The following is a 23,281-nucleotide window of genomic DNA, read 5'->3' on the forward strand; positions in this document are numbered from 1 at the left end:
CATCATATTTTCAACAATGTCGTTAACGTTACTTATTTCCTTTTCCTCTAAATTCTATGGATAGAATTGAAACTTTGATGGAAACATATTGTTGTATCAATAATAAGAGGAGGAAACTGTATGAAAATGAAAGCGATCATCGCCTCATTATTTACAATGTCCATTCTTGCAGGCTGCGGTTTTAATAATAATAATAATAACATGGACGATACAGCTTTAAGAAACCGTGATACAAATGATCTGACAAGAGTTAACAATCCTGGCACGAGAGATTTTAATGTTTTTGACGATCGGAATACGAGGAATACAGATATAACTCCAGTTAGAAATAATAATAATAATAATAACGGTCAAAATGATAACTCCAGAATGCGAGTAGCTGACCGCGCTGCTGATAAGATCGTTTCGTTACCTGAAGTAGATCACGCAAATGTAATTGTTACAGATAATAACGCCTATGTCGCGGCACGGCTTGTAAATAACCAAAATGGCTTGACTCGTGACATTGAACGAAAAATTTCTGAGCAAGTAAAATCAGTTGACCGTGATATTAATGATGTTTATGTCTCAGTGAATCCAGATTTCTATGATCGAATGAACAATTATTCAAATGATATACGGAATGGCCAGCCGATTGAAGGGTTCTTCAATGAATTTACAAATTCCGTTCGCCGTGTATTCCCAACCCAATTTAATCAATAATTTTATCATAAAAAAAGAGGAACTAACAAAAAAGTTAGATCCTCTTTTTTTAATATTGAATTAAGCATTTTGAAAATAGTCTTTGTAAAACCCACCGACTTTGCCTGAATTATCAACGATAAAATAAAATTCCTCTGTTTCATTTTTTACTTCATATACTTTTCCAGCAGTTAAAGCCTTATTTACAATATATTTTGCCGCATTCGTGTGGACGCACTTTACTTTTTTAAATGTTGCCTGCTCATTCCAGTTAAGATGAATCAATGTTGCCACTTCCTTTACTTTTAATCTTAGTATAAAGAATTTTTGTTGTTGGCTGCAACATGATTCTTGTTTTTTGTTGAACTTTGCGGATAGTGGCAGAATTTTTTTCGAAAGCTTTTGATTTGATTCTGTTCAAAAGTAAATATCTCAGATGTTATGACATTTTTCAGCGTTATATAGCAAACCTCACAAATGTGATCTATTCGGATAAATTCAAGATCCTCATATAATGTATCATCGTAAATCAATTCAATTAAACGATAATCCCAGTAAAATTTCATATAATGACCTTCCTTCTATGAAGATGGCATTATTTATTTACCACTTTCTTAGCCTGTTTCAAACATTACGGAAGGTCATAATTATTATAAAATATTCTAATAAATGGTGAATTCGTTTCTTTTTGTATTATGTGCATTGACACTTTGGCAGTTGATTGATAACAGGAAGTCTGCATAGCTTTATTTTCATTCTACTATTTCTTTTTTCATAAACAAAATACGGAATTTTTTTAAGATCCTCCGCTTTATATTGTTCCAGCTTTTCAATTAAATAAATTTGTTCATACATATAAATTCTCCTCTCTGCTCTTCTTTCAACCTCATGATAACTAATTATTGGTAAATCCTCATTGACCATGAGAATGAAAACAAATACAGCTTTAGACTGAGAGAAAAATATATAAAAAAACGCATCGTCATATGACAACGCGCAAGTATTATTGATAGCATGAACCAAATAAAAAAATCGGCTGAGTCAAAAGTTCAGGCTCAAGCTGAACTAAAAATGGTCGCTCTCCGCGTAATTTTAAAGTATCATAGACGATTCCGTTTGCATCTAATGGTTCACAGAAGATAATTTTTGTAGTTCCGCAGTTAATCGTTGTTTTTATCAAGGAGGATTCTCGGTCCTTCTCCGTGTGAGAAATTGGAAAATCAAAAAGCTGTGACCATTCCTTTGCAGATTCTTCCCCATTGTTACAGGCAAAATTAATGGATTGAATCTGATGTTTTGCTAATTTCTGATCGACCATCCCAAGTTTCTTAAGTTCATTATAACGATCTTCATCCTGCTGCTCCCATTCAATGAAAAAGGGGGATGGCAAGGTTGACTCCTGTTTAATGAAGAGCATTTTCCACTTTATTGTCGATCCATCCTGTCTTTTCCTGCTCCCTGGAAAAATGGGAAACGTTTTGCACCCTTTTTTTTCAAGCTCGTTCTTTACTGTTAAAATATCATTTGTACGGAAACAGATTTGACCAATCCCTTCCCCTTTGTGTAAATCTGATACTAATTGTGAAATAAGGGGATTGTCCGAATTTTGAGCGATTCCTTCGTCTTCAACAGCAAGGAATTCGATATATGATGTACTATTATATAGTAAGCTATTAAATGTTCCCCACTTTTCATGGCTTCCCCCTATTACTGCTTGATAGCCAATCTTTTCCCACTCATCTATTGCTTTCTTCGGGCTTCCCTTTATAAAATGGACGATATGGTCAAGTTGTAGTTCCATATTTAAGCTCCTTTTCTTTAATTAGTTAATTAATCATACAAGTTCTAATTGGTAAATTTCAATTAATATCTCTTTAAGGTTCAAAAGTACTCTTTTCATTTTTTTCGAAAATAGGGTTTTCAAATTGGATGGAAACGTTTAAAATGGAGTGAATAGAAAGAATATTCAATCCATCTACTTAGGAGGTAATGCAAATGAAGATTATGAGCAATGAACAGTTGGTCGTCTCTTATCGTGATGCATTAAAGTCTGGTTCAGAGAAAGAATGGGTTCGGATATTGAAAAAGGAAATTATTAAGCGTGGATTAAAGCCAATTAAGAAGTAGATTTTGATTTATTACTTGAGGCGGGAGGTTTTCTCGCCTCTTTTTATATGGCAAAAAAGCAGAGTGGGTTTCCACTCTGCTAAATATATTTTACGCTTCAAAAAGAAGAGATTCAGGGTCTTCGATTAATTCCTTCACGCGTTTTAAGAAAGTAACGGCTTCTTTACCATCAACGATACGATGATCATATGATAAAGCAATATACATCATTGGACGGTTTTCCATTCTTTCAGCATCAATTGCAACTGGACGAAGATTGATCGCATGCATTCCTAAAATACCGACCTGAGGCCCGTTTAAGATCGGAGTTGAAAGCAGTGAACCGAACGTACCGCCATTTGTAATTGTAAAGGTGCCGCCTTGAAGGTCTTGTAAACCAAGCTTATTATTTCTTGCTTTTGTCGCAAGATCCATAATGTCTTTTTCAATTTCTGCGAAATTCTTGCGGTCTGCATCACGGACAACAGGGACGACTAAACCTTCTTCTGTAGACACAGCTACTCCGATGTCATAAAACTTTTTCAAGACAATTTCATCGCCTTGTATTTCAGCATTTAAGAATGGGTTCTTCTTAAGTGCGGCAACGACAGCTTTTGTAAAAAAGGACATAAAGCCAAGTTTTACATCATTTTCTTCAAAGAATTTGTCCTTGCGTTTTTTTCGAAGGTTCATCACATTTGTCATATCTACTTCATTAAAGGTTGTCAGCATAGCCGCTGTTTGCTGAACTTCAACAAGTCGATTCGCAATCGTTTGGCGGCGGCGAGTCATTCGGATACGCTCAACTCTTTTTTCTCCATCTTGCTTTATTGGTGCAGGTGCAGCAGCTTTTGGTGCTGATGCTGGAGCACTGCTTGCCTGCGCTTGAGGATTGAAGGATGAAACATCTTGAGCTCGAACTCTTCCTAATGGATCAACTGTAGGAACCTGAGTTAAATCAATGCCTTTTTCACGAGCCATTTTTCTGGCGGCTGGTGAAGCGATTGGACGCTGCTGGTTTTCGTTAGAAGGAGTTTGTTCAGGAGCACTTGGCTCTGCAGGTTTCACTGCAGGTTCAGGTGCTTGTTCTTCTTGAACTGGTGCAGCAGCCTGTGCTGGCTCTGTCCCTGCTTGACCGCTTTCGTCAATAATAGCAATTACTTCACCTACATTTACATTATCGCCTTCCTGAGCTTTCAATTCTTTTAAAACTCCAGTAAAGTCAGAAATGATTTCAACATTTACTTTATCAGTTTCTAACTCGACAACGAAATCCCCTTTATTAACGAAATCGCCTGGCTGTTTTAACCACTGCGCAATGGTTCCCTCTGTAATTGATTCAGCTAGTTCTGGTACTCTAATTTCGGCCACCTTAATTTCCTCCTTCTTGCTTTTGCGTTAATGCCTCTTCAATGATGCGTGCCTGTTCATGCTTATGAATAATCGGATCTCCTTCGGATGGGCTTGAACGGCGGCGTCTGCCGACATATGATACATCTTCCCCTTGATCAGCAAGCTTTTTCAATCGAGGCTCAACAAAAGTCCATGCACCCATATTTTTAGGCTCCTCTTGAACCCAGAGTATTTCTTTAAGGTTTGGATAACGGTTCATAATTTTCTTAATCGCATCCATTGGGAACGGATAAATCTCTTCTACACGTACAATATGGAACCAGTCTTGATCCTCAATTCTTTTAAGATTTTCAGCCAAATCGATGGCCATTTTTCCTGAGGCTAAAACTAAGCGAGTCACACTTTCCGTTTCTTTTCCAAGACCAGGCTGTTCAAGAACAGGTCTGAATTCACCCTCACTTAAATCTTTAGCACTTGATGCGACAAGCTGATGACGGAGAAGACTTTTTGGCGACATAATCACAAGCGGACGAACCTCTTCACGATTTAAAATAGCTGCCTGTCTCCGTAAAATATGAAAATATTGCGCTGATGATGATAAATTTGCTACAGTCCAGTTATTTTCAGCGGCTAAAGTTAAAAACCTTTCTAAACGGGCACTAGAATGCTCTGGTCCTTGGCCCTCATAGCCATGAGGAAGTAACATAACCAGACCAGATTTCTGTCCCCATTTAGCCCGGCCCGCTGCAATAAATTGGTCAAACATAACTTGAGCAGAGTTGGCGAAATCTCCAAATTGCGCTTCCCATAATACTAGTGTTTCTGGGGCAAACACGTTATACCCATATTCAAAGCCTAATACTGCCATTTCGGATAATGGGCTATTATGAACTGCAAAGGATGCTTTAGCCGTTGACATTAAATGAAGCGGAGAATATGATTTACCGGTTTCGTTATCATGTAAAACGATATTGCGGTGTGCAAACGTCCCCCGCTCAGAATCCTGACCTGTAAGACGGATTGGAGTACCATCATTAACAATTGATGCAAATGCTAATGTTTCCGCATGCCCCCAATCAATTTTTGCTTCACCTTCTAGTGCATCCAATCTTCTCTTTAATATCTTATCGAGTTTATTAAATACAAAAAAGTTTTCTGGGAAACCTAAAAGCTCCTGATTCATTTGCTTTAATGTTTCGATAGGTACAGCCGTATTAACATTTGGCAAGCCCTTTTCAACAGTTTCAGGTGGGTCCATATCCACAATGTCAATTTTTTTATTTGGAACCTTTTCATAGGCGGATTTTAATTTATCGATGATGGCTTCTTCCATTTTCGAAGCTTCATCCTTCGTAATGGCTGCTTGGCTAATTAGCTTATCTGCATATAAATTCTTAACCGTTACTTCCTGATGGATGATTTTATACATTAATGGATTCGTTGTCATTGGTTCGTCCATTTCATTATGGCCAAATCGACGATAGCCAATTAAATCGATTAAGAAGTCTTTTTGGAATTTCTCTCTGTATTCACATGCTAATCTTGCTGCAGCTACACATGCTTCTGGGTCATTAGCGTTCACATGAAGAATAGGAATCTCATAGCCCTTTGCTAGATCACTTGAATATCTTGTAGAACGCGAGTCATAGGATTCTGTCGTAAATCCAATCGTATTATTCGCAATGATATGTATGGATCCCCCAGTGTCATAACCTTTTAGCTGGCCAAGGTTTAATGTTTCTGCGACAACTCCCTGACCTGGGAAGGCTGCATCCCCATGTATTATAATAGAGAGAGCTGATCTGAAATCTACTTCAGGATATCCTTTGCTCGTTCGATCATCCTGTGCTGCCCGTGTATATCCTTCAACAACAGCACCGACAAATTCTAAATGGCTCGGATTATTTGCAAGAGTTAACCTCGCGATAGTTGTATTTTCATCTTTTATTTGCTTGTCCAATCCAAGGTGATACTTTACATCCCCTGTCCAGCCATAGCTTATGCCAATGGAGCCTTCAGATGGAACAAGCTCTTTATTAGGAGCGTGCTGGAATTCTGCGAATATCATTTCATACGGCTTTCCCAGAACATGTGCAAGCACATTAAGGCGTCCACGGTGTGCCATCCCAATATTTATTGTTTTAGTACCATTTGAGACTGATTCGGAAACAATTTCATCCAATAAAGGAACCATCGAATCAAGTCCTTCAATGGAAAATCGTTTTTGACCTACAAATGTTCGGTGAAGGTACTTTTCAAATTCCTCTACTTCTGTAAGTCTTCTTAGGATTTTCGTCTTTTCTTCTGCTTTTAAGTTTAGATTTAATTCATTTGATTCTACTTTTTTCCTGAGCCATTCCTTCTCATTCTCATCATCTACATGATGAAATTCGAAAGCGATGGTGCCCATATACACACTTTTCAAATATTCAATCGCATCATGTCCGTTTCTTAGTGGAACCTTTGCTTCTGTACAAATAAGATTAGCTGGGATTGCCTTTAGGTCTTCTTCAGTTAAACCATATCGAGAAAGTTCAAAGAGCTTTCTTTCTGGTTCATGATTTTTTAATGGATAAATATCAGCTGCACGATGCCCGTAAAATCTAATATTATCCGCAAGACGAATAGCAGCTAAAGTTTTCTCTAATACATTAGAGTTTGTAAATGTTACATTTGCTTCTGACTTAGGGAAATCTTTAATTTCAGTAACAGGTGATCCCGTCTCATCAAAATAGGCTCTCATTTCTGGATCAATGGAGTTAGGATCTTGCAAATAGTTTTCGTATAACTCAATGACATAGCCAAGGTTTGGACCATAAAATCCTTGATTAAAAGGTCTCTCACCATTCAATGGCTTTTTCATGTAAAAAAACCTCCACCACTATATTTGAAAAGTTCTATGTCCATTATTCTTTCCCTAAAAAACGATTAAATGAGTAAATTGGTAATTGGCAATACTTAATTGAGAATTACAAGAATAATAATATTTTTAGGGTACAAATAATTTCCAAAGCCATTTTAACACGTAAAAGTTTGTTATTCAAAGGTTTTAAACATGGATATAGTAGAAAATATTTGTTTTAAAAAAACCTATTTTAGTAAAGTAATCCATAAACGATTCTTTAGCTTGATATAATAATAAAGACAACGCTTACACAAATGCTAACTATGTGTCATCTCAATATGGATAAACAAATTATTATTTAAAGAGGATTGACTTTTCTGAATGTTAACGTGTAATATTAATAGAAAATTGAAAATGATTTCTTATCAAGAGAGGTCGAGGGTAAGGCCCGAAGACGCCTCAGCAACCATCAATCGCTAAAAATAGATTGAAAAGGTGCTAATTCCTGCAAGTTTTTATTAAAACTTGAAAGATAAGAAGAGTGACTATGTAAACAATGAAAAGTCTTCTTCTTAAGAAGGCTTTTTATTTTTTTTCAATAAAAAGGAGTGCTGACAATGTATAAGACAGATACGATTCTTGCGCAAATTGGAAACCGAAGTGAAACAGTTACTGGGACTGTTAACCCGCCCATTTATCTCTCAACGGCCTATCGGCATGACGGAATTGGCCAGTCTACTGGATTTGATTATATTCGAACAGGAAATCCAACACGAACAATATTGGAAAAGGCAATTGCTGAGCTTGAGGAAGGAGATCAAGGCTATGCATGCAGTTCAGGTATGGGTGCAATCCTTACCGTCCTCTCCCTGTTCCAATCAGGCGATGAATTAATCGTTTCAAAGGATCTATATGGCGGTACATATCGTTTATTCGAGCAAGGTTATAAGAAATGGGGCTTGAATTGTAAATATACTAAGGACTTTTCAGCTGAAAGTCTGGAAAAGGAAATCACAGCAAATACAAAGGCTATTTTCATTGAAACCCCTACAAATCCATTAATGGAGGAAACTGATATTAGAGTAGTGGCTGAGTTTGCGAAAAAGCATCAGCTTTTACTGCTTGTTGATAACACATTTTATACCCCTGTTTTACAGCAGCCAATAAAGCTTGGTGCTGATATCGTCATCCACAGTGCCACGAAGTATTTAGGCGGACATAATGATGTGTTAGCCGGATTAATTGTTGCGAAAGGAAAAGAGTTATGTGAATTATTAGCCATGCACCACAATGCAGCAGGTGCGGTACTAAGCCCATTTGATTCATGGCTTCTCATACGCGGAATGAAAACACTTGCGCTGCGGATGGAGCGTCACGAAAAGAATGCTCAGGAAATTGTCCGTTATTTATCTGAACATGATGTTGTAACCGATGTGCTCTATCCTGGCCGAGGAGGGATGGTTTCATTTCGAATTAAGGACGAATCTTATGTAAATCCGTTTTTACAAAGTCTTTCCTTAATATCCTTTGCGGAAAGCCTTGGGGGTGCGGAAAGCTTTATCACCTACCCTGCAACCCAAACTCATGCAGATATCCCTGAACAAATTCGAATTGAAACCGGAGTCTGTAACCGTTTATTGCGTTTTTCCGTAGGCATCGAAAATGCTGAAGATATTATCCAGGATTTAGAATTGGCATTCGCTAAAGTTATGGAGGGTGTTGCACTATGAGTAACGAGGTTAGCTATCATTTTGAAACAAAGCTTTTGCATAATAATCATAAATATGATCCAGTAACTGGTGCGGTGAGTGTACCTATTAACCATGCCTCTACCTTTCACCAATCTGACTTTGATACATTTGGAAAATATGATTATGGAAGAAGTCTGAATCCAACTCGTGAAGCACTTGAAACAGTTATTGCGGATCTTGAGGAAGGAACGCATGGCTTTGCGTTTTCTTCCGGAATGGCTGCAATCTCAACTGCATTTTTACTCCTCTCACAAGATGATCACGTTTTAATAACGGAGGATGTTTATGGTGGTACCTATCGTTTCGTTACACAAGTACTTACCCGATTAGGCATTGAACATACATTTGTTGATATGACTGACTTAGGTGCAGTTCAAAAAGCTATTCAGCCTAATACGAAGGTGTTTTACGTGGAAACTCCTTCCAACCCACTATTAAAGGTGACTGATATAAAAGCGATAACTACACTCGCAAAAAAGCACGGAGCTTTAACATTTGTTGATAATACATTTTTAACGCCTGCCCTACAAAAGCCGCTCTCTTTAGGAGCAGATGTTGTTTTACATAGTGCCACGAAATTTTTATCGGGACATAGTGATGTTGTTGCTGGCCTTGCAGTTGTGAAGGACGCTGAACTGGCTAAAAAACTAGGATTCTTGCAAAATTCATTTGGTGCTATTCTAGGCGTTCAAGATGCTTGGCTTGTTTTAAGGGGAATTAAAACTTTACATGTCAGACTAGAACACTCTATGAATTCAGCGCGAAAAATTGCTTCATTTTTAAGGGATCATCCAGCAATTAAAAAAGTATTTTACCCTGGTTTTGAAGAGCATCCGCAATATCAAATTCAATTGGAGCAAGCAAATGGTCCAGGAGCTGTTCTGTCATTTGAACTTGAGGATGAGTCGGCAGTTAGGGAGTTTATTTCAAAGGTAAAAATCCCTGTTTTTGCAGTCAGCCTCGGAGCTGTTGAGTCCATCCTCTCCTACCCTGCAAAAATGTCCCATGCTGCGATGCCAGAAGCTGAACGTGAGCAAAGAGGGATTAAAAGCGGATTGCTAAGGCTTTCAGTAGGATTAGAAAATCCCGATGATATCATTAATGACATCACTTCAGCTTTAGCTGATTCTGTTAAGGTTTTAGAACAGGAGTACCGTTAAGGAGGATGACAATGAGTTTCCTAGATAGATTGAAAAATGAAATATTAATAGCAGATGGCGCGATGGGAACTCTTCTTTATTCGTATGGGACGGATAGCTGCTTTGAGAATTTAAATCTCACCCATACGGAACAGATCCAGCAGATTCATGAGGCGTATATCCATGCTGGAGCAGATCTGATTCAGACAAATTCATATGCTGCCAATTATTTAAAGCTCCAAAGGTATGGGCTTGAAGATAGTGTAAAGGAAATTAACACCGCTGCAGTCAGAAATGCAAGGAAAGCAGCAAAAAAGGATACATTTGTCGCTGGAACAATTGGCGGTATTAGAGGTATTAAACCAAATATGGTCGCTCTGGAGGAAATAAAAAGAAGCTTTAGAGAACAGCTCTATTGCCTCCTGCTTGAAGGTGTAGATAGTATATTACTAGAAACGTATTATGACCTCGAAGAGCTTGAAAATGTGCTGACCATTGCTCGTAAAGAAACAGATTTACCGATCATTGCTCAAGTTTCGCTTCATGAAGCTGGTATTTTGCAAGACCAAACTCCAGTTTCCGAGGCCCTAACGAGATTAGAAAATTTAGGTGCTGATGTTGTCGGGTTAAATTGCCGGCTCGGCCCCTATCATATGCTTCTGACATTGGAAAATGTACCTCTGCCAAAGCAAGCATTTTTATCCTCCTATCCTAATGCAAGTATTCCGGCCTATACGGATGGGAAATTTCATTATGAAGGGGATTCAGAATATTTTAAACAATCGGCAAGAGATTTTCGAAATCAAGGTATTCGCCTATTAGGCGGCTGCTGCGGAACGACTCCTGATCATATTCGGGCATTCTCTGCTGAGCTTAAAGGGATGCCGCCGATTGTAGAAAAAACGATCAAAAAACGCAGTGAAATAAAAATTACTAATCCTTCAGCTGCGATTCGAGAAAACCCTCCCTTACATGACATAGTTAAGGAGAGATCTTCTATTATTGTGGAGCTTGACCCGCCAAAGAAATTAAATACAGATAAATTTTTCGAGGGAGCAAAAGCTTTAAAGGATGTCGGCATTGATGCGATTACGTTAGCGGATAATTCTCTTGCTTCTCCGAGAGTATGTAATTCTTCTCTCGGCTATCTTGTTAAAAAGGAAATTGGAGTAAGACCATTGGTGCATATTACATGCAGAGATCGCAATATCATTGGTCTGCAGTCCCATTTAATGGGACTGCATACACTCGGTTTACATGATGTATTAGCTGTAACAGGAGATCCAGCAAGAGTTGGAGACTTTCCTGGTGCGTCCTCCGTTTATGATTTATCATCATTTGAATTAATCCAGATGATTAAGCAGTTGAATGAAGGTCTTTCCATTTTAGGAAAAGATTTAGGTGAGAAAGCTGCCTTTTCAATTGGCGGAGCCTTTAACCCTAATGTCAGATCAGTCGATAAGGCGGTTCAGCGGCTAGAGAAGAAAATTGAATATGGGGCAGATTATTTTATTAGCCAGCCCGTATTCTCTGAGGAAAAATTAATCGAGGTCCATCAAGCCGTTAAGCATTTAAATAATCCGATTTATATTGGACTGATGCCATTAATCAGCTATAAAAATGCGGAATTCCTGCATAATGAAGTTCCAGGGATCAAAATATCCGACTCCATAAGGAAAATTATGGCTGACTGTAAGGATGATCCAGTCCATGCAGCACGAGAAGGCATTGCCATAACTAAGTCTCTAATTGATGCTGCCGCAGAATTATTTAACGGTATCTATTTAATTACCCCGTTTATGCGCTATGAATTAACGGTTGAATTATCAGCATATGCCCAAAAAGCAAGTTCCAAAATTGCAAGGAGGAAACAACATGCAGAAGTCATTATTAATTGAACAGCTTAAGAAAAAAATACTCATTATGGATGGCGCAATGGGAACGATGCTTCAAAACGCCAATTTAACTGCTGAAGATTTCGGCGGTGAGGAATTTGATGGCTGTAATGAAAATTTAAATATTACCTCCCCTGCAGTGATTGAAAAAATCCATATTGAATATTTACAAGCAGGAGCAGATATAATTGAAACGAACACGTTCGGTGCAACAAGTATTGTACTTGATGAATATGATATAGGTCATAAAGCCTATGAGATTAATAAAAAAGCCGCACTCATTGCCCGAAAAGCAGCCGATGAGCTTTCAACCTCTGAATGGCCGCGCTTTGTTGCAGGTGCTATGGGCCCTACAACAAAGACACTAAGTGTCACTGGCGGAACAACCTTTGAAGCACTGAAGCAATCGTATGAAGAACAAGCAATTGGGTTAATTGACGGGCAAGTGGACCTTCTCCTCCTTGAAACAAGTCAGGATATGCTGAATGTAAAAGCGGGTTTTATTGGAATTCAGCATGCATTCGAAAAAACAGGCAAGAAGTTGCCCCTTATTGTTTCAGGAACGATTGAACCAATGGGGACTACACTAGCAGGTCAGTCGATTGAAGCTTTTTATATTTCTTTGGAACATATGAAGCCATTGGCTGTTGGACTTAACTGTGCAACCGGCCCAGAGTTCATGCAGGATCATATCCGTTCCCTTTCAGGTCTCGCCTCATCCGCTGTAAGCTGTTACCCAAATGCCGGGCTGCCTGATGAAGAAGGACAATACCATGAAACACCAGAATCACTTGCCCTTAAATTAGGCGGGTTCGCATCACAAGGCTGGCTGAATATTGTGGGGGGCTGCTGCGGAACAACCCCTCCTCATATTAAAGCGATTGCAGAGGAAATGGCGAAATATCAGCCTCGAAGCTATGAAAAAAGCACAACCCATAAAGTATCCGGAATCGAACCTTTTATCTATGATGATCCTACCCTCCGCCCTATCATGGTTGGAGAAAGAACAAATGTCATTGGATCACGAAAGTTTAAGAGATTAATTAAGGAAGGAAAATTTGAAGAGGCTTCTGAAGTTGCGAGGGCACAAATTAAAGGCGGAGCCCATGTTATTGACGTTTGTCTTGCAGACCCAGACCGAGAAGAAATTGAAGATATGGAAAACTTCATGAAGGAGCTTGTGAAGAAAGTTAAAGCCCCTCTCGTTATTGATTCAACAGATGACTTGGTCATTGAAAAGGCACTGACTTATTCACAAGGGAAAGCGATTATTAATTCCATCAACCTTGAGGATGGCGAAGAAAGATTTGCCGCTATATCTCCTCTCATTCATAAATATGGGTCAGCCGTTGTCGTTGGGACGATAGATGAAAAAGGAATGGGCGTTACAGCTGAGAAAAAGCTCGAAATTGCCAAGCGATCCTATGATTTGCTCGTAGGCAAATATGGAATTCAGCCAGAGGATATTATTTTTGACCCGCTTGTTTTCCCTGTTGGTACCGGGGATGAACAATACATTGGAAGTGCGAAAGCAACAGTCGAGGGAATCCGCTTAATTAAAAAAGCAATGCCTGAAGTCCAAACAATTCTAGGAATTAGTAACGTTTCTTTCGGCCTCCCTCCTGTCGGCAGAGAAATATTGAACTCTGTATTTCTTTATCATTGCACACAGGCTGGACTCGACTATGCAATCGTGAATACAGAAAAGCTTGAGAGATTTGCTTCCATCCCTAAAGAAGAAGTGCAGTTAGCAGAAAAATTATTATTCGAAACAACGGATGAAACCCTTGCCGCCTTTACGGAGTTCTACCGCGATAAGAAAAAAGAACAAAAAAGCATCTTGCCGGATATGACTCTAGAAGAACGTCTCGCCTATTATATCGTAGAGGGCACGAAAGAAGGCCTTATTCCTGATCTGGAAGAAGCTCTTCGTAATTACCCTGCCCCATTGGATATTATTAATGGCCCATTAATGGATGGGATGAAAGAAGTTGGCCGGCTATTTAATGATAATCAGCTAATTGTTGCTGAAGTACTTCAAAGTGCGGAAGTCATGAAGGCATCGGTATCTTTCCTAGAGCCTTATATGGAAAAAGACGATACTAGTGCGAATAAAGGAAAAATTGTTTTAGCAACGGTCAAGGGAGATGTCCATGATATCGGAAAGAATTTAGTGGAGATCATCTTAAGTAATAATGGATTTGAAGTTGTGGATCTTGGGATAAAGGTCCCTCCTTCTGAGCTTGTTGAAACAATCAAGAAAGAGAAACCTGATATGGTTGGTTTATCAGGTTTGCTAGTGAAATCTGCACAGCAGATGGTCCTCACTGCTCATGATTTAAAGCAGGCTGGCATTGATATTCCGATTCTTGTTGGCGGGGCAGCCCTTTCCCGTAAGTTTACAGATACAAAAATCGCCAAGGAGTATGATGGCCTTGTTTTATATGCGAAGGATGCGATGAATGGCCTCTCTATCGCCAATCAGCTGCAAGATCCAGCTGAATTTGAAAAATTAAAAACCGAACAAATTGAAAAGCAGGAAGCTGCTCAAAATGCTGTTCCGTTTGATAGAAGTTCAATTGCTGTCGCTACTGCTGTCAAAGTAAGACCAGCATTGAATACCAATGTACCAGTTTTTACACCAAAGGATTTAAAAAGAAAAATATTAAATTCCATTACCCTATCACATATCGAGCCTTATATTAATAAGCAAATGCTTATCGGGCATCACCTTGGTTTAAAAGGAAAGCTTGAAAAGCTTCTAGCTGAAGGCGATGAAAAGGCTGTTAAAATAAATGAAATGGTGAACGGGCTGATTGAGGATTCGAAGGCAAATGGCTGGATAACCCCTGCTGCTGTTTATCAATTCTTCCATGCACAATCAGACGGAGATAAGGTTCTCATTTACAATGAGGAGCAAACTGAAATTATTGAAACCTTTCAATTTCCAAGACAAGAGGTTGAACCTTATTTATGCTTGGCCGACTTTTTAAAACCAAAAGAGAGCGGCCAGATGGACTATGTTGCCTTCTTTACGGTTACTGCGGGCAGAGGAATCAGACAAATGGCCGATCAATTAAAGGAGCAAGGCCGATTCCTTGAATGTCACGCCCTGCAATCACTTGCTTTGGAATCAGCTGAAGGGTTTGCAGAATTTGTTCATAGACAAATACGAGATCGCTGGGGCTTCCCTGACCCGGTTGATATGTCAATGAAGGATCGCTTTGCTGCTAAATACCAAGGGCAAAGATTCTCATTTGGATACCCTGCTTGTCCGAACTTAGAGGATCAGCAAAAGCTGTTTAAGCTAATTAGTCCAGAGGACATTGGCGTGAATCTGACTGAAGGCTGTATGATGGAGCCTGAAGCATCTGTTTCAGCCATTGTTTTTGCTCATCCTGAGGCTAGATACTTTAATGTATCAAAGGCATAACCTATTTTCGTTTACAGAAAAAAAGCCAAAAACGTTGATACTTTTAACGTTTTTGGCTTTTTTGTTACCTACTCTCTTTTATGTTGCTGATTTCTTAACATTAATTTGAATAACCTTTTCGCTTTTTGGATCAAATTCAATATTAATAAACAAACCGAATTCTTTTCCGTCTTCGCGCAGCCAAAGCTTGAATTTTTCAATGGAAGAATGATCCTTATCCTCCCTGCCGATATGTAAATAATCGACAATGTCTGCTTTTGGATGTTTTTCCTTTGCCGTTTTTACGGCTAATTGTCCCCACTTTGCATACGATGGGGCATCTGGCCGGGCATAGGTAATGTGGCTAGAAAATAGAAAAAGAATCGTAACTATGGCAAAGATCCTACTCAAATATATATTCATATAAATTCTTTTCCTTTACGTTCAATTTCCTCTCGTAGCCGTTCTTCCTCCTCTTGAACGGAAATATAGGCACTTTGCACTGCGAAATAGTGATGCAATAGATCTTTTTCATCCTTGCATTCCATACGTTCATCGTTTTTCATTTTGCTTCCCTCCTCTTTCTAAAGCTTTTCTATAGAGTTTGACAATTGGTGGCTGCTTATTCAAGTCACATATAAACAAGAAATAATTGCATATTTTTTTCTTTAAATTGCATGCTAATTTTAGGAGGTGCAGAGATGGAACAAGAAAATAGGGTCCCAGATTTTTCGCAAATGGACCACACGGTGAATAGTGCATATACGACTGAATCTATTGTTACAAATTCAAATCTAGATTTAAATATTTCAACTGAAGAACAAAATACGGTTGAAATTAAAAACACAAAAAACTTTTTCGCTGATTAAGAAAGCATTGCCGTTATCTGGCAATGCTTTTGCGTTGTACCGATCAAATCTATTAATGGTTTTTGTTTATTAATTAATAGGATTTAATATAACGAAGTTTCGTGATTTAAATCACGATTCACTTTTTGTTTTATGTTTATAATTTACATAATAAAGGAATAATTGAAAAAGGTGATAAATATGGATTACAAATTTAAAACCCTATTTACTGAAATTGGCGGAGAAGAAACAATTGATAGACTCGTACAAGCTTTTTATCCACGTGTATATGCAGACCCGGATTTAAGACCTTTATTTGAAGGGGACATGGAGGAGATTATGAGAAAGCAGCGAATGTTTCTTTCTCAATTTACCGGAGGACCAGCCCTTTATAGTCAAGAGTTTGGACCGCCTGCCATGCAGCAGCGCCACCTGCCTTTCGAAATCACACCATTGCGTGCTAAATGCTGGCTCCGTTGCATGAAGGAAGCGTTTCATGAAATTGGACTGGATGAAAGTCCTGCAGGAGCGGCTTTTTACGATCGATTAACACAGGTAGCAGGAATTATGGTTAACACTACAGATTATGAGTAATTTATGTTTGCTTAAATTTTCTTAATAAATTTTCCGAATGCGCTAGAATAAGAATGACAATGATTACAGCTAGTATCCATATAAGCTCGATAGACTGGTAAAAATATGAAACAGAAAATGGAATTAGACAGATGGCGGCAAGTCCTGCAATTGTAAAGCTTTTCGTAAAAGGATAAAATAGTAAAAAGCCAATGATAATGACGAGTGCCAGCAATGGCTCGAATGTAATAATCCCCCCGATAAAGGTTGAAATGCCTTTACCGCCTTTGAATTGAAATAGGATCGGCTTAATATGTCCAATAACAGCGAGCGTAAGACCAACAAGTGTCTCAATTTCTGTAATCTGGAGATATTTTCCAACAACGATAACAAGACTCCCTTTAAGCGCATCACCGAGAAAGGTAATGATAAATGCCTTTTTTCCATATAATCGTCCAATATTTCTAGCACCAGGGTTCCCTGAACCTTGGTTATGGACATTGCCTTTTCCGAGAAGCTTTAAATAAATATTAGCAGTGAGGATATTACCAATTAGATAAGAGCCAATAAAATATAGTATTTGATTCATATCGTTCTCCAGCTTTTTTGATAGTTGAAACTAGGAAACTAGGTATCTAATTCTATAATGAGATATATTCTATATTATGGACAAGTTTTATTAATTATTCAATAAAATAACACCCAATAAATGGGTGTTATTTTATTTTGCTGTTTTATTTTTTCAAACTTAATTCCCCCTGCTGTTTATACGAATTCAAGTCATATGATGATATTTTCGTTGAGGATAAGGCATATAGGGAATTTCCTATATAAATAATCCGATTAATTTGATTCTCCCATTCCTCATATGGAGCTTGTGGGTCCTGATGAGTTAATTTTGTTTGTAAATGAAAACCCGTTTTTAAATCAATGTTATAAACGAATGCCCCTTGGAACTCAAATGTGGATTCATATGCACTATTTTGCTTGTTTTGATAAACGGTAATAGGGAAAGCAAAGATGTTTTTCTTTTTATGAAATAACAATGCTTTATGATCATGATTTAAAGGTGAATAGGTTCCTCTTCCTCCAATAATCTCGGTAAATTTCACTTTCGGATTTGACATATCACTCACGTCAAATAATGAAATTTTCACTCCATCTGTTAAAATAATTGGCTGATTTCCGGAGCCTTTCCCACTTTGAACTTTTGTATCATAACCAAATCCAATAAGATGATTTTCATCAAATGGGTGCAAATAGTTACTAAAACCAGGGATTTTTAATTCCCCCAATACCTTTGGATTATTCGGGTCCTTGCCATCGATGACAAATAATGGATCAGTCTCTCTAAAAGTCACGATGTAAATGCGGTCATTCATAAAGCGTGCCGAATAAATTCGTTCTCCCCTTGCCAGATCCTCTAGCTCACCCACCTGTTTCAAATTTTCATCGAGAATATATAAGTTGTTTGAGGAAGGGCGATTATTATCCCAAGCCTGCCCTATTGTCGTGGCAATGCGAAAATAGCCTTTGTATTCGTCCATGGAAAACTGGTTTAAAACCGTACCAGGAACTTCACTTGAGCTATGAAACTCTACTTTCATGTCTTCGATAGAAAATTTATATACAGTTGTATCAGGCTGTTGAGATTTATCGGCATTCATAGGAAACCAATAATAGTTGCTGACGGCTAAATAGAGATTATTTTTTGACATATAAAGATTATTGCCGCTGCCTAAATAGGTGGAGACGGATATTTTTTCAGATGGTTTGTCAAGATCGATTACAGCAATATTTGTAAAATTTGATTCATTTGAATCAGGAAAATACTGAATATGGTCGTAATCAACTGGCTTCATGCCTGATTTCTCTAATGAGTCGGAATATTTAGGGCGAATATCAATTTCCGGATTGTCTTTCAAAATCCAAAGCTGTGGATATTTATTGGCAACGAGATAGACTTTTCCATTCATAAGCCTTGATGAAAGCATCGAGCCTTCCATTTCAAATTCTCTAATTTTTTTTGGTGTCTGTTTATTATTGATATTGTATATTATTGCTTTTGTTGTTTCATGTATCGGTGCAATTCCAATTTCGGTCATTTCCTTTTGACTCGGCTGCGCCATTTTTCCATAGCTATGCCCTATAATAATTAACTGATCCTTGTAAATAAAAACCTGATAGGGAGAAAAGCTATGATCAAAAGTTATTACAGACTCCAAAGACATCGTATTAGCTGGAGCAGCTTTGATGATTTGGACCTTTCCGTCTACAACCTGATAAATATGCGAACCATCTGTTTTCACCATATCTGCTTCATCAATACCTTGAACCTGAACATTCGTTTCAGAATAATTTGATCCGCTCGTATCAGCTGCGGCACTCTCTTGTGAAGCTTCCTTTGTACTAAAAGAAATACCTGTTTTATGTTGCTTCTCTTCTTCTTTTAAACGTTTTAATAATAATTCATTTAAGGCGGATTTCGAATTAACTGTAGGAAGTGTGGCTTTTACCTCAAAGGTCTGATTTTTTCCGGATAGCAATTTCCTTCCGAACGAAGATTTAATAGCTGAATTAACATGTAAAGTATAATATTTCGCATCTAAAGAATATCCCCCAGCAGGAGGATCTACAATAATTGCATTCCCCTCTTTACTTACATTCACAGTTACATTTTGCAGTTCACCCTTGTCATCTGTCACATAAACTGATTTTTCATTAACACTTTTTGAATCCAATTTTTCGGAAAAATTGATTTTCCAAATCTTATTCTGCAAGACAATGGTCTTATCATTTCTAGTGTCCATTCCACTTACAACCTTTAATTGAGTTATGAGGAAAAATGAAAGTATAACCGCCGTGACAGTAATGACTCCTCCAATTGCTAGCCATTTTTTCTTCATCGATAAACCCCCTTTATTGCTATTGACGGAATATGACTGCCTTTCGTTACAAACGCTTTCCATTACACCCATAGATTTACACACAAAATAATAATTTCCAATAATAAAAAATACCCACTCGATTAGAGCGGATATTTGATGTTCATCATTATTTACCAGTCTTGTGTTTTTTCAAGCAATTTATCAATTTCAACTCGTCTGATTATATATCGGAAATCATCTTCATCTGCCATTTCTTGGGTAGCATCTAACAGTTTATCAATATCGGCAATAGTTAAAGTCATAATCAGACCTCCTATGATGATTATTTAATAGAAACAATGATGTTTATTTCTATAAGATCATTCGGGTCACATGAAGGATATTATGGGGGTCTAATAGAAAAAAGATTTAGTTTTTCTATATATTTACCCGAAAAAGAATTGGAATAAACCTATTTTTTCCTTATTTTATAAATATAGTCCTTATACAAGTAACAAATAAAAATAATAATGTATATACTGTAAAGTAAATTTACTGCTTAGTTTTTCATCAAATGATTATTAGAAGGTGTTAACATATGAGACCGAAAGTAAATTCGTATGAGTTTGCAAAGGTTTTACAGTCCGCCCTAAAAAAAGGACAGAATGAAAATCAATTAACCGTTCATGAATTACTAAGGGAAATCGCAAGCCAGCTAGAACCCCTTATAAAAAAATAAAAAGAAGGACCAAAAATATAAATAAAAGACAAAAGAAATCGGGCTAAGTTTCCGATTTCTTTTGTCTTTACTAGTTACCATTTTTCCGGGTTAAATAATATAAAAACCAGACGGCATGATTTTGTTCATCTGCGGCAGCTCGTTTGAATATATTTTTAATGTGAACATCTGAAACCTCGTCAGACACATCTAAATAGAAATCTACAGTTTCTTGTTCATCTAAGAAGGCAAACTCTAACCCCTTCCTGTAGTTGTTCGGGCATGCTTCCTGAATTTGGGGCTGCGGCTGCCTGCCGGATAAATTGACATATATTTGTGTGAATTGCTGTAAATGTCTTATTTCATCCGTTCTAATTTCTAATATTTGCTTCCTTTCTTTCTCGGACGGTGCCATGCCTGCTATTTTTTGATAACACTGGACTGCACTATATTCTCCATTAATAGCTTTCATTAAATCGTTTAGTAACTTGTCTGTTTGCCTGTACATTTCTTTATATTCGTAATAAGGATACAAATGAATACCTCCTATCTTTTTTCCCTATATCATACGGGAATCCCTATTGGATGTGATTAGAACTGAAACAGATGTCATATGAAGATGCTCATATTTCAAAATTTCTGGAAATAAAGTAAAATCAATATAAATATGGTAAAATGTTTATTCGAATGATTGTATAATCGGAGGTAAATAAAAGTTGTATAAAATTTTACATAATAAAATAATAGTAGTGGTCTGTTTCTTATTTTTCATTATGCTTTCAACATCTTATGCTCATTATGAAGGTGATGATAAATTAGCTAGCGGAGGAATTCGACTCGGTGAAAAATACGATGCGGAGTTTGTGAAATGCGTTGATGGGAATACTGCACATTTTAAAATAAACGGACAAGTATTTAAAACAAGATTCCTTTATATCGATACTCCTGAAAATTCAAATGAGATTGAACCATATGGAAAAGAAGCTAGTGTATTCACTTGCAATTTTTTAAAAACTGGTAAAATCACGATTGAAACAGATGGAGAATCCGTTTATGACCAATATGGCCGTTTGTTGGCTTGGGTTTGGGTAGGAGATCAGCTTCTTCAAGAAGAAATGACAAAAGCAGGATTTGTAGAAGATTTCTATGATTACGGAGATTATTTATATGAGGATCGAATCATATCCGCTATGGAAGATGCTAGAAAATTGTCAAAAGGAATATATTCCTCCGATGAATCAACTTTCAATAAAGAGAATGGTGCAAAATCAGGCCCAGCCTCTCCATCTTCTGAAGAAAAAGTGAGTGCCTCAACAGATTTAGCAAAAGAGATTAGTCAAATAGAAAAAGAAGTCTCAGAAAATACAAAATCCAAAGGCTCATCAGGACATATTATTTCGTGGCTTATTGCCCTTGGATTTTTCGTATTCTTTTATAAAAAGAGAATTAAATACCGTAAATAGCGTTTGTTACTGAGAAAGGCACTTTCAATATAAAGAAGGTGCCTCTTCTATGGGTAACTATCTTAGTAATTATACTTCTTCCAGATTTGTGCTCCGTCAACAAATACTTTTATGCATCCAAATTTACTGGCGGCACCTTATTATCATCGGCCTCATGATTTATTTGTGTATTCCCGAAAATGTAATAATCAAGCTTGTCTTTTGGGATTCGGTGATATTCTTTTCTTTTGAACAGGTAGAACACAATTCCCAATCCAACCCAAACCGCTAGGGCAACTAATGAAGGAGTTCCTAATGCAGAAGGTGAAGCTGGAATTAGAAGCAGTCCAAGAAATGTAATGCCGCTTAATGCGCCAATTAAAGCGAAAAATTTCTTTACAGGAGCAATCTCCCCATTCACTGGACCACTCGTTTCATTCCATTTAAATAATTTATAAGCTGTGAAGCATGTATAAAAATAAGCAATAGTGACACCCGTGGCGGACATATCAACGATCCATAGTAAAACAGGACGTCCAAACCAAGGTGCAATTAAACAAAAGGCGCATGTAAATATAATCCCAATATATGGTGTCCCGTATTTAGGATGCAGTTTAGAAAAAACAGTTGGAATGACTTTTGCTCGGCCCATAGCAAACATGAGCCTGCTAGTAGATACGTAGAATCCGTTTAATCCTGTGAAAATCCCCATTAAAAGGGAAACAGCCAGCAAAATTATTCCAATGCCTCCAAGTGTATCAGATACGACATCGCCTGTTCCCCAAATTGGTTTTCCTTCAACAAGCTGCTGCCATGGAACGGCTACGGCTGTTGCTATGATCATAAACGAGTATAAAGCAGCCGCGACAATCAATGAATAAATGATGAGTTTAAAAGCTTTCTTGGGAGGGAAATTAAATTCTTCAGCTGCCTGGGGAATGTTATCAAATCCTACAAAAGCCCATGGTGCAATCGCAATAATTGCAATAATTCCGGTGAGTGTTGGAACGCTAGGATTGAAAAGCGGCTGAAGATTGCTCAAATCCGTTGCTGGACTTAAGATCATACTAATTGTTAATAGGCAAACTCCGGCCACAAGGATAATACAGAAAATATATTATAGACTGCCCGAGAGAGAGGCCCCTTTAATATTGAGGAAAGCAAAAATGATGAGTGCTAGAGTTGCAATAATTACTTCCCCAAGATAAACTTGCCAGCCGTTGATTTCGTATAAGAAAACAGTATTGGTGATGGATGGCAGCAGGAATTTTCCAGCTAGGGCTAATGCGGAGGCATTTAAAGCAACAATGCAAATATAGCCTAAAGTTAAGAACCATCCACATATAAAAGCATGATCCCTTCCAAATCCTAAATAAGCATAAGCGAATTCCCCGCCGGATACTGGATGTTTTTCGATTAATACCCCATAACTAATTGCAATAATCATCATTAAAAGAGCACCAATCATTAATCCAATAATAGCTCCAATTGGACCTGCCATACCCATCCATTCAGTAGGAAGAATAAAACAACCCCATCCAATTGCTGAACCTAAGGCAATTGCCCAAATCCATTGTGGTTTAAAGGTCTTCTCTAACTGTACCCTATTATCCATTATTCTCCTCCATCTTCTAATAGATTTCCGAAAATT

General features: G+C 37.7%; 22 protein-coding genes, 1 pseudogene and 1 riboswitch. Of the genes and pseudogenes, 10 read left to right on the forward strand and 13 right to left on the reverse strand.

Going from position 1 to position 23,281, the window contains the following annotated elements; translation table 11 throughout:
* Window positions 1-120 precede the first annotated feature (120 nt).
* The gene (locus tag RRV45_RS11320; protein WP_315664801.1) at window positions 121-702 is read left to right on the forward strand and encodes a YhcN/YlaJ family sporulation lipoprotein; all 582 of its coding nucleotides are present in this window, start codon (window positions 121-123) and stop codon (window positions 700-702) included.
* A 60-nt stretch (window positions 703-762) separates the two neighbouring features.
* Here RRV45_RS11320 and RRV45_RS11325 read toward each other — a convergent pair whose 3' ends face one another.
* The 4 genes from RRV45_RS11325 to RRV45_RS11340 all read right to left on the reverse strand — a co-directional run bounded on the left by RRV45_RS11325 (window position 763) and on the right by RRV45_RS11340 (window position 2,482).
* Window positions 763-966, reverse strand: coding sequence for a DUF6501 family protein (locus tag RRV45_RS11325; protein WP_315664802.1), 204 nt, complete (start codon window positions 964-966; stop codon window positions 763-765).
* A gap of 26 nt (window positions 967-992) precedes the next feature.
* Window positions 993-1,247, reverse strand: a complete 255-nt coding sequence (locus RRV45_RS11330) for a hypothetical protein (RefSeq protein ID WP_315664803.1) — start codon at window positions 1,245-1,247, stop codon at window positions 993-995.
* Window positions 1,248-1,374: 127 nt separating this feature from the next.
* On the reverse strand, window positions 1,375-1,536 hold the full coding sequence (locus RRV45_RS11335; protein ID WP_315664804.1) for a hypothetical protein: 162 nt from the start codon (window positions 1,534-1,536) through the stop codon (window positions 1,375-1,377).
* 148 nt (window positions 1,537-1,684) lie between these two features.
* Window positions 1,685-2,482 carry a VOC family protein gene (locus tag RRV45_RS11340; RefSeq protein WP_315664805.1) on the reverse strand — a complete coding sequence of 266 codons (798 nt, stop codon included), beginning with the start codon at window positions 2,480-2,482 and terminating at the stop codon, window positions 1,685-1,687.
* 194 nt (window positions 2,483-2,676) lie between these two features.
* On the opposite strand from RRV45_RS11340, the gene sda reads away from it, so the two are divergent.
* The gene (sda, locus tag RRV45_RS11345; protein ID WP_315664806.1) at window positions 2,677-2,808 is read left to right on the forward strand and encodes a sporulation histidine kinase inhibitor Sda; all 132 of its coding nucleotides are present in this window, start codon (window positions 2,677-2,679) and stop codon (window positions 2,806-2,808) included.
* 90 nt (window positions 2,809-2,898) lie between these two features.
* Here the strand turns inward: sda and odhB are convergent, their stop codons facing one another.
* Window positions 2,899-4,158 (reverse strand): 2-oxoglutarate dehydrogenase complex dihydrolipoyllysine-residue succinyltransferase, encoded by a 1,260-nt coding sequence (gene odhB, locus RRV45_RS11350; RefSeq protein WP_315664807.1) that lies wholly within the window; start codon window positions 4,156-4,158, stop codon window positions 2,899-2,901.
* A 1-nt stretch (window position 4,159) separates the two neighbouring features.
* Window positions 4,160-7,003, reverse strand: coding sequence for a 2-oxoglutarate dehydrogenase E1 component (locus RRV45_RS11355; protein ID WP_315664808.1), 2,844 nt, complete (start codon window positions 7,001-7,003; stop codon window positions 4,160-4,162).
* A 401-nt stretch (window positions 7,004-7,404) separates the two neighbouring features.
* Window positions 7,405-7,524: riboswitch (SAM riboswitch) on the forward strand.
* A gap of 78 nt (window positions 7,525-7,602) precedes the next feature.
* On the opposite strand from RRV45_RS11355, the gene RRV45_RS11360 reads away from it, so the two are divergent.
* Genes RRV45_RS11360 through metH form a run of 4 tightly spaced genes read left to right on the forward strand, consistent with a single transcriptional unit; the run spans window position 7,603 to window position 15,203 of the window.
* Window positions 7,603-8,715 (forward strand): methionine biosynthesis PLP-dependent protein, encoded by a 1,113-nt coding sequence (locus tag RRV45_RS11360; RefSeq protein WP_315664809.1) that lies wholly within the window; start codon window positions 7,603-7,605, stop codon window positions 8,713-8,715.
* Complete coding sequence (metC, locus tag RRV45_RS11365; protein WP_315664810.1) at window positions 8,712-9,896, forward strand: cystathionine beta-lyase; 1,185 nt, start codon at window positions 8,712-8,714, stop codon at window positions 9,894-9,896. The genes RRV45_RS11360 and metC overlap by 4 nt, the downstream gene beginning before the upstream one ends.
* An 11-nt stretch (window positions 9,897-9,907) precedes the next feature.
* The gene (locus RRV45_RS11370) at window positions 9,908-11,773 is read left to right on the forward strand and encodes a bifunctional homocysteine S-methyltransferase/methylenetetrahydrofolate reductase (protein ID WP_315664811.1); all 1,866 of its coding nucleotides are present in this window, start codon (window positions 9,908-9,910) and stop codon (window positions 11,771-11,773) included.
* A complete protein-coding gene (gene metH / locus RRV45_RS11375) occupies window positions 11,751-15,203 on the forward strand; it encodes a methionine synthase (RefSeq protein ID WP_315664812.1) in 3,453 nt (1,150 codons plus the stop codon). The genes RRV45_RS11370 and metH overlap by 23 nt, the downstream gene beginning before the upstream one ends.
* A gap of 78 nt (window positions 15,204-15,281) precedes the next feature.
* Here the strand turns inward: metH and RRV45_RS11380 are convergent, their stop codons facing one another.
* Together RRV45_RS11380 and RRV45_RS11385 are read right to left on the reverse strand one after the other, a co-directional pair.
* The gene (locus RRV45_RS11380) at window positions 15,282-15,605 is read right to left on the reverse strand and encodes a DUF3889 domain-containing protein (RefSeq protein ID WP_315664813.1); all 324 of its coding nucleotides are present in this window, start codon (window positions 15,603-15,605) and stop codon (window positions 15,282-15,284) included.
* Window positions 15,602-15,748, reverse strand: coding sequence for a hypothetical protein (locus tag RRV45_RS11385; RefSeq protein ID WP_315664814.1), 147 nt, complete (start codon window positions 15,746-15,748; stop codon window positions 15,602-15,604). Before RRV45_RS11385 ends, RRV45_RS11380 begins: the two co-directional genes overlap by 4 nt.
* A 135-nt stretch (window positions 15,749-15,883) precedes the next feature.
* Here RRV45_RS11385 and RRV45_RS11390 point away from each other — a divergent pair, with 135 nt between their 5' ends.
* Both RRV45_RS11390 and RRV45_RS11395 read left to right on the forward strand, forming a co-directional pair.
* A complete protein-coding gene (locus RRV45_RS11390; protein ID WP_315664815.1) occupies window positions 15,884-16,051 on the forward strand; it encodes a hypothetical protein in 168 nt (55 codons plus the stop codon).
* A 180-nt stretch (window positions 16,052-16,231) separates the two neighbouring features.
* Window positions 16,232-16,624: a globin domain-containing protein gene (locus RRV45_RS11395; RefSeq protein WP_315664816.1), complete on the forward strand. Its 393-nt coding sequence runs from the start codon at window positions 16,232-16,234 to the stop codon at window positions 16,622-16,624.
* A gap of 1 nt (window position 16,625) precedes the next feature.
* Here RRV45_RS11395 and RRV45_RS11400 read toward each other — a convergent pair whose 3' ends face one another.
* From RRV45_RS11400 to RRV45_RS11410, 3 genes are all read right to left on the reverse strand, one after another.
* Complete coding sequence (locus RRV45_RS11400; protein WP_315669009.1) at window positions 16,626-17,204, reverse strand: glycerol-3-phosphate acyltransferase; 579 nt, start codon at window positions 17,202-17,204, stop codon at window positions 16,626-16,628.
* 133 nt (window positions 17,205-17,337) lie between these two features.
* A complete protein-coding gene (locus RRV45_RS11405) occupies window positions 17,338-19,509 on the reverse strand; it encodes a beta-propeller domain-containing protein (RefSeq protein WP_315664817.1) in 2,172 nt (723 codons plus the stop codon).
* Between the two features lie 152 nt (window positions 19,510-19,661).
* On the reverse strand, window positions 19,662-19,793 hold the full coding sequence (locus RRV45_RS11410; protein ID WP_315664818.1) for a hypothetical protein: 132 nt from the start codon (window positions 19,791-19,793) through the stop codon (window positions 19,662-19,664).
* A gap of 275 nt (window positions 19,794-20,068) precedes the next feature.
* On the opposite strand from RRV45_RS11410, the gene RRV45_RS11415 reads away from it, so the two are divergent.
* Window positions 20,069-20,209, forward strand: a complete 141-nt coding sequence (locus tag RRV45_RS11415; protein WP_315664819.1) for a hypothetical protein — start codon at window positions 20,069-20,071, stop codon at window positions 20,207-20,209.
* Window positions 20,210-20,279: 70 nt separating this feature from the next.
* Here the strand turns inward: RRV45_RS11415 and RRV45_RS11420 are convergent, their stop codons facing one another.
* Complete coding sequence (locus tag RRV45_RS11420; RefSeq protein ID WP_410489376.1) at window positions 20,280-20,696, reverse strand: ferritin-like domain-containing protein; 417 nt, start codon at window positions 20,694-20,696, stop codon at window positions 20,280-20,282.
* Between the two features lie 208 nt (window positions 20,697-20,904).
* On the opposite strand from RRV45_RS11420, the gene RRV45_RS11425 reads away from it, so the two are divergent.
* On the forward strand, window positions 20,905-21,651 hold the full coding sequence (locus tag RRV45_RS11425; RefSeq protein WP_315664820.1) for a thermonuclease family protein: 747 nt from the start codon (window positions 20,905-20,907) through the stop codon (window positions 21,649-21,651).
* Between the two features lie 109 nt (window positions 21,652-21,760).
* Here RRV45_RS11425 and RRV45_RS11430 read toward each other — a convergent pair.
* Window positions 21,761-23,245, reverse strand: a pseudogene (locus RRV45_RS11430) (APC family permease).
* Window positions 23,246-23,281 lie beyond the last annotated feature (36 nt).

It is taken from the genome of Bacillus sp. DTU_2020_1000418_1_SI_GHA_SEK_038 (assembly GCF_032341175.1).
Taxonomy (GTDB): Bacteria; Bacillota; Bacilli; order Bacillales; family Cytobacillaceae; genus Cytobacillus.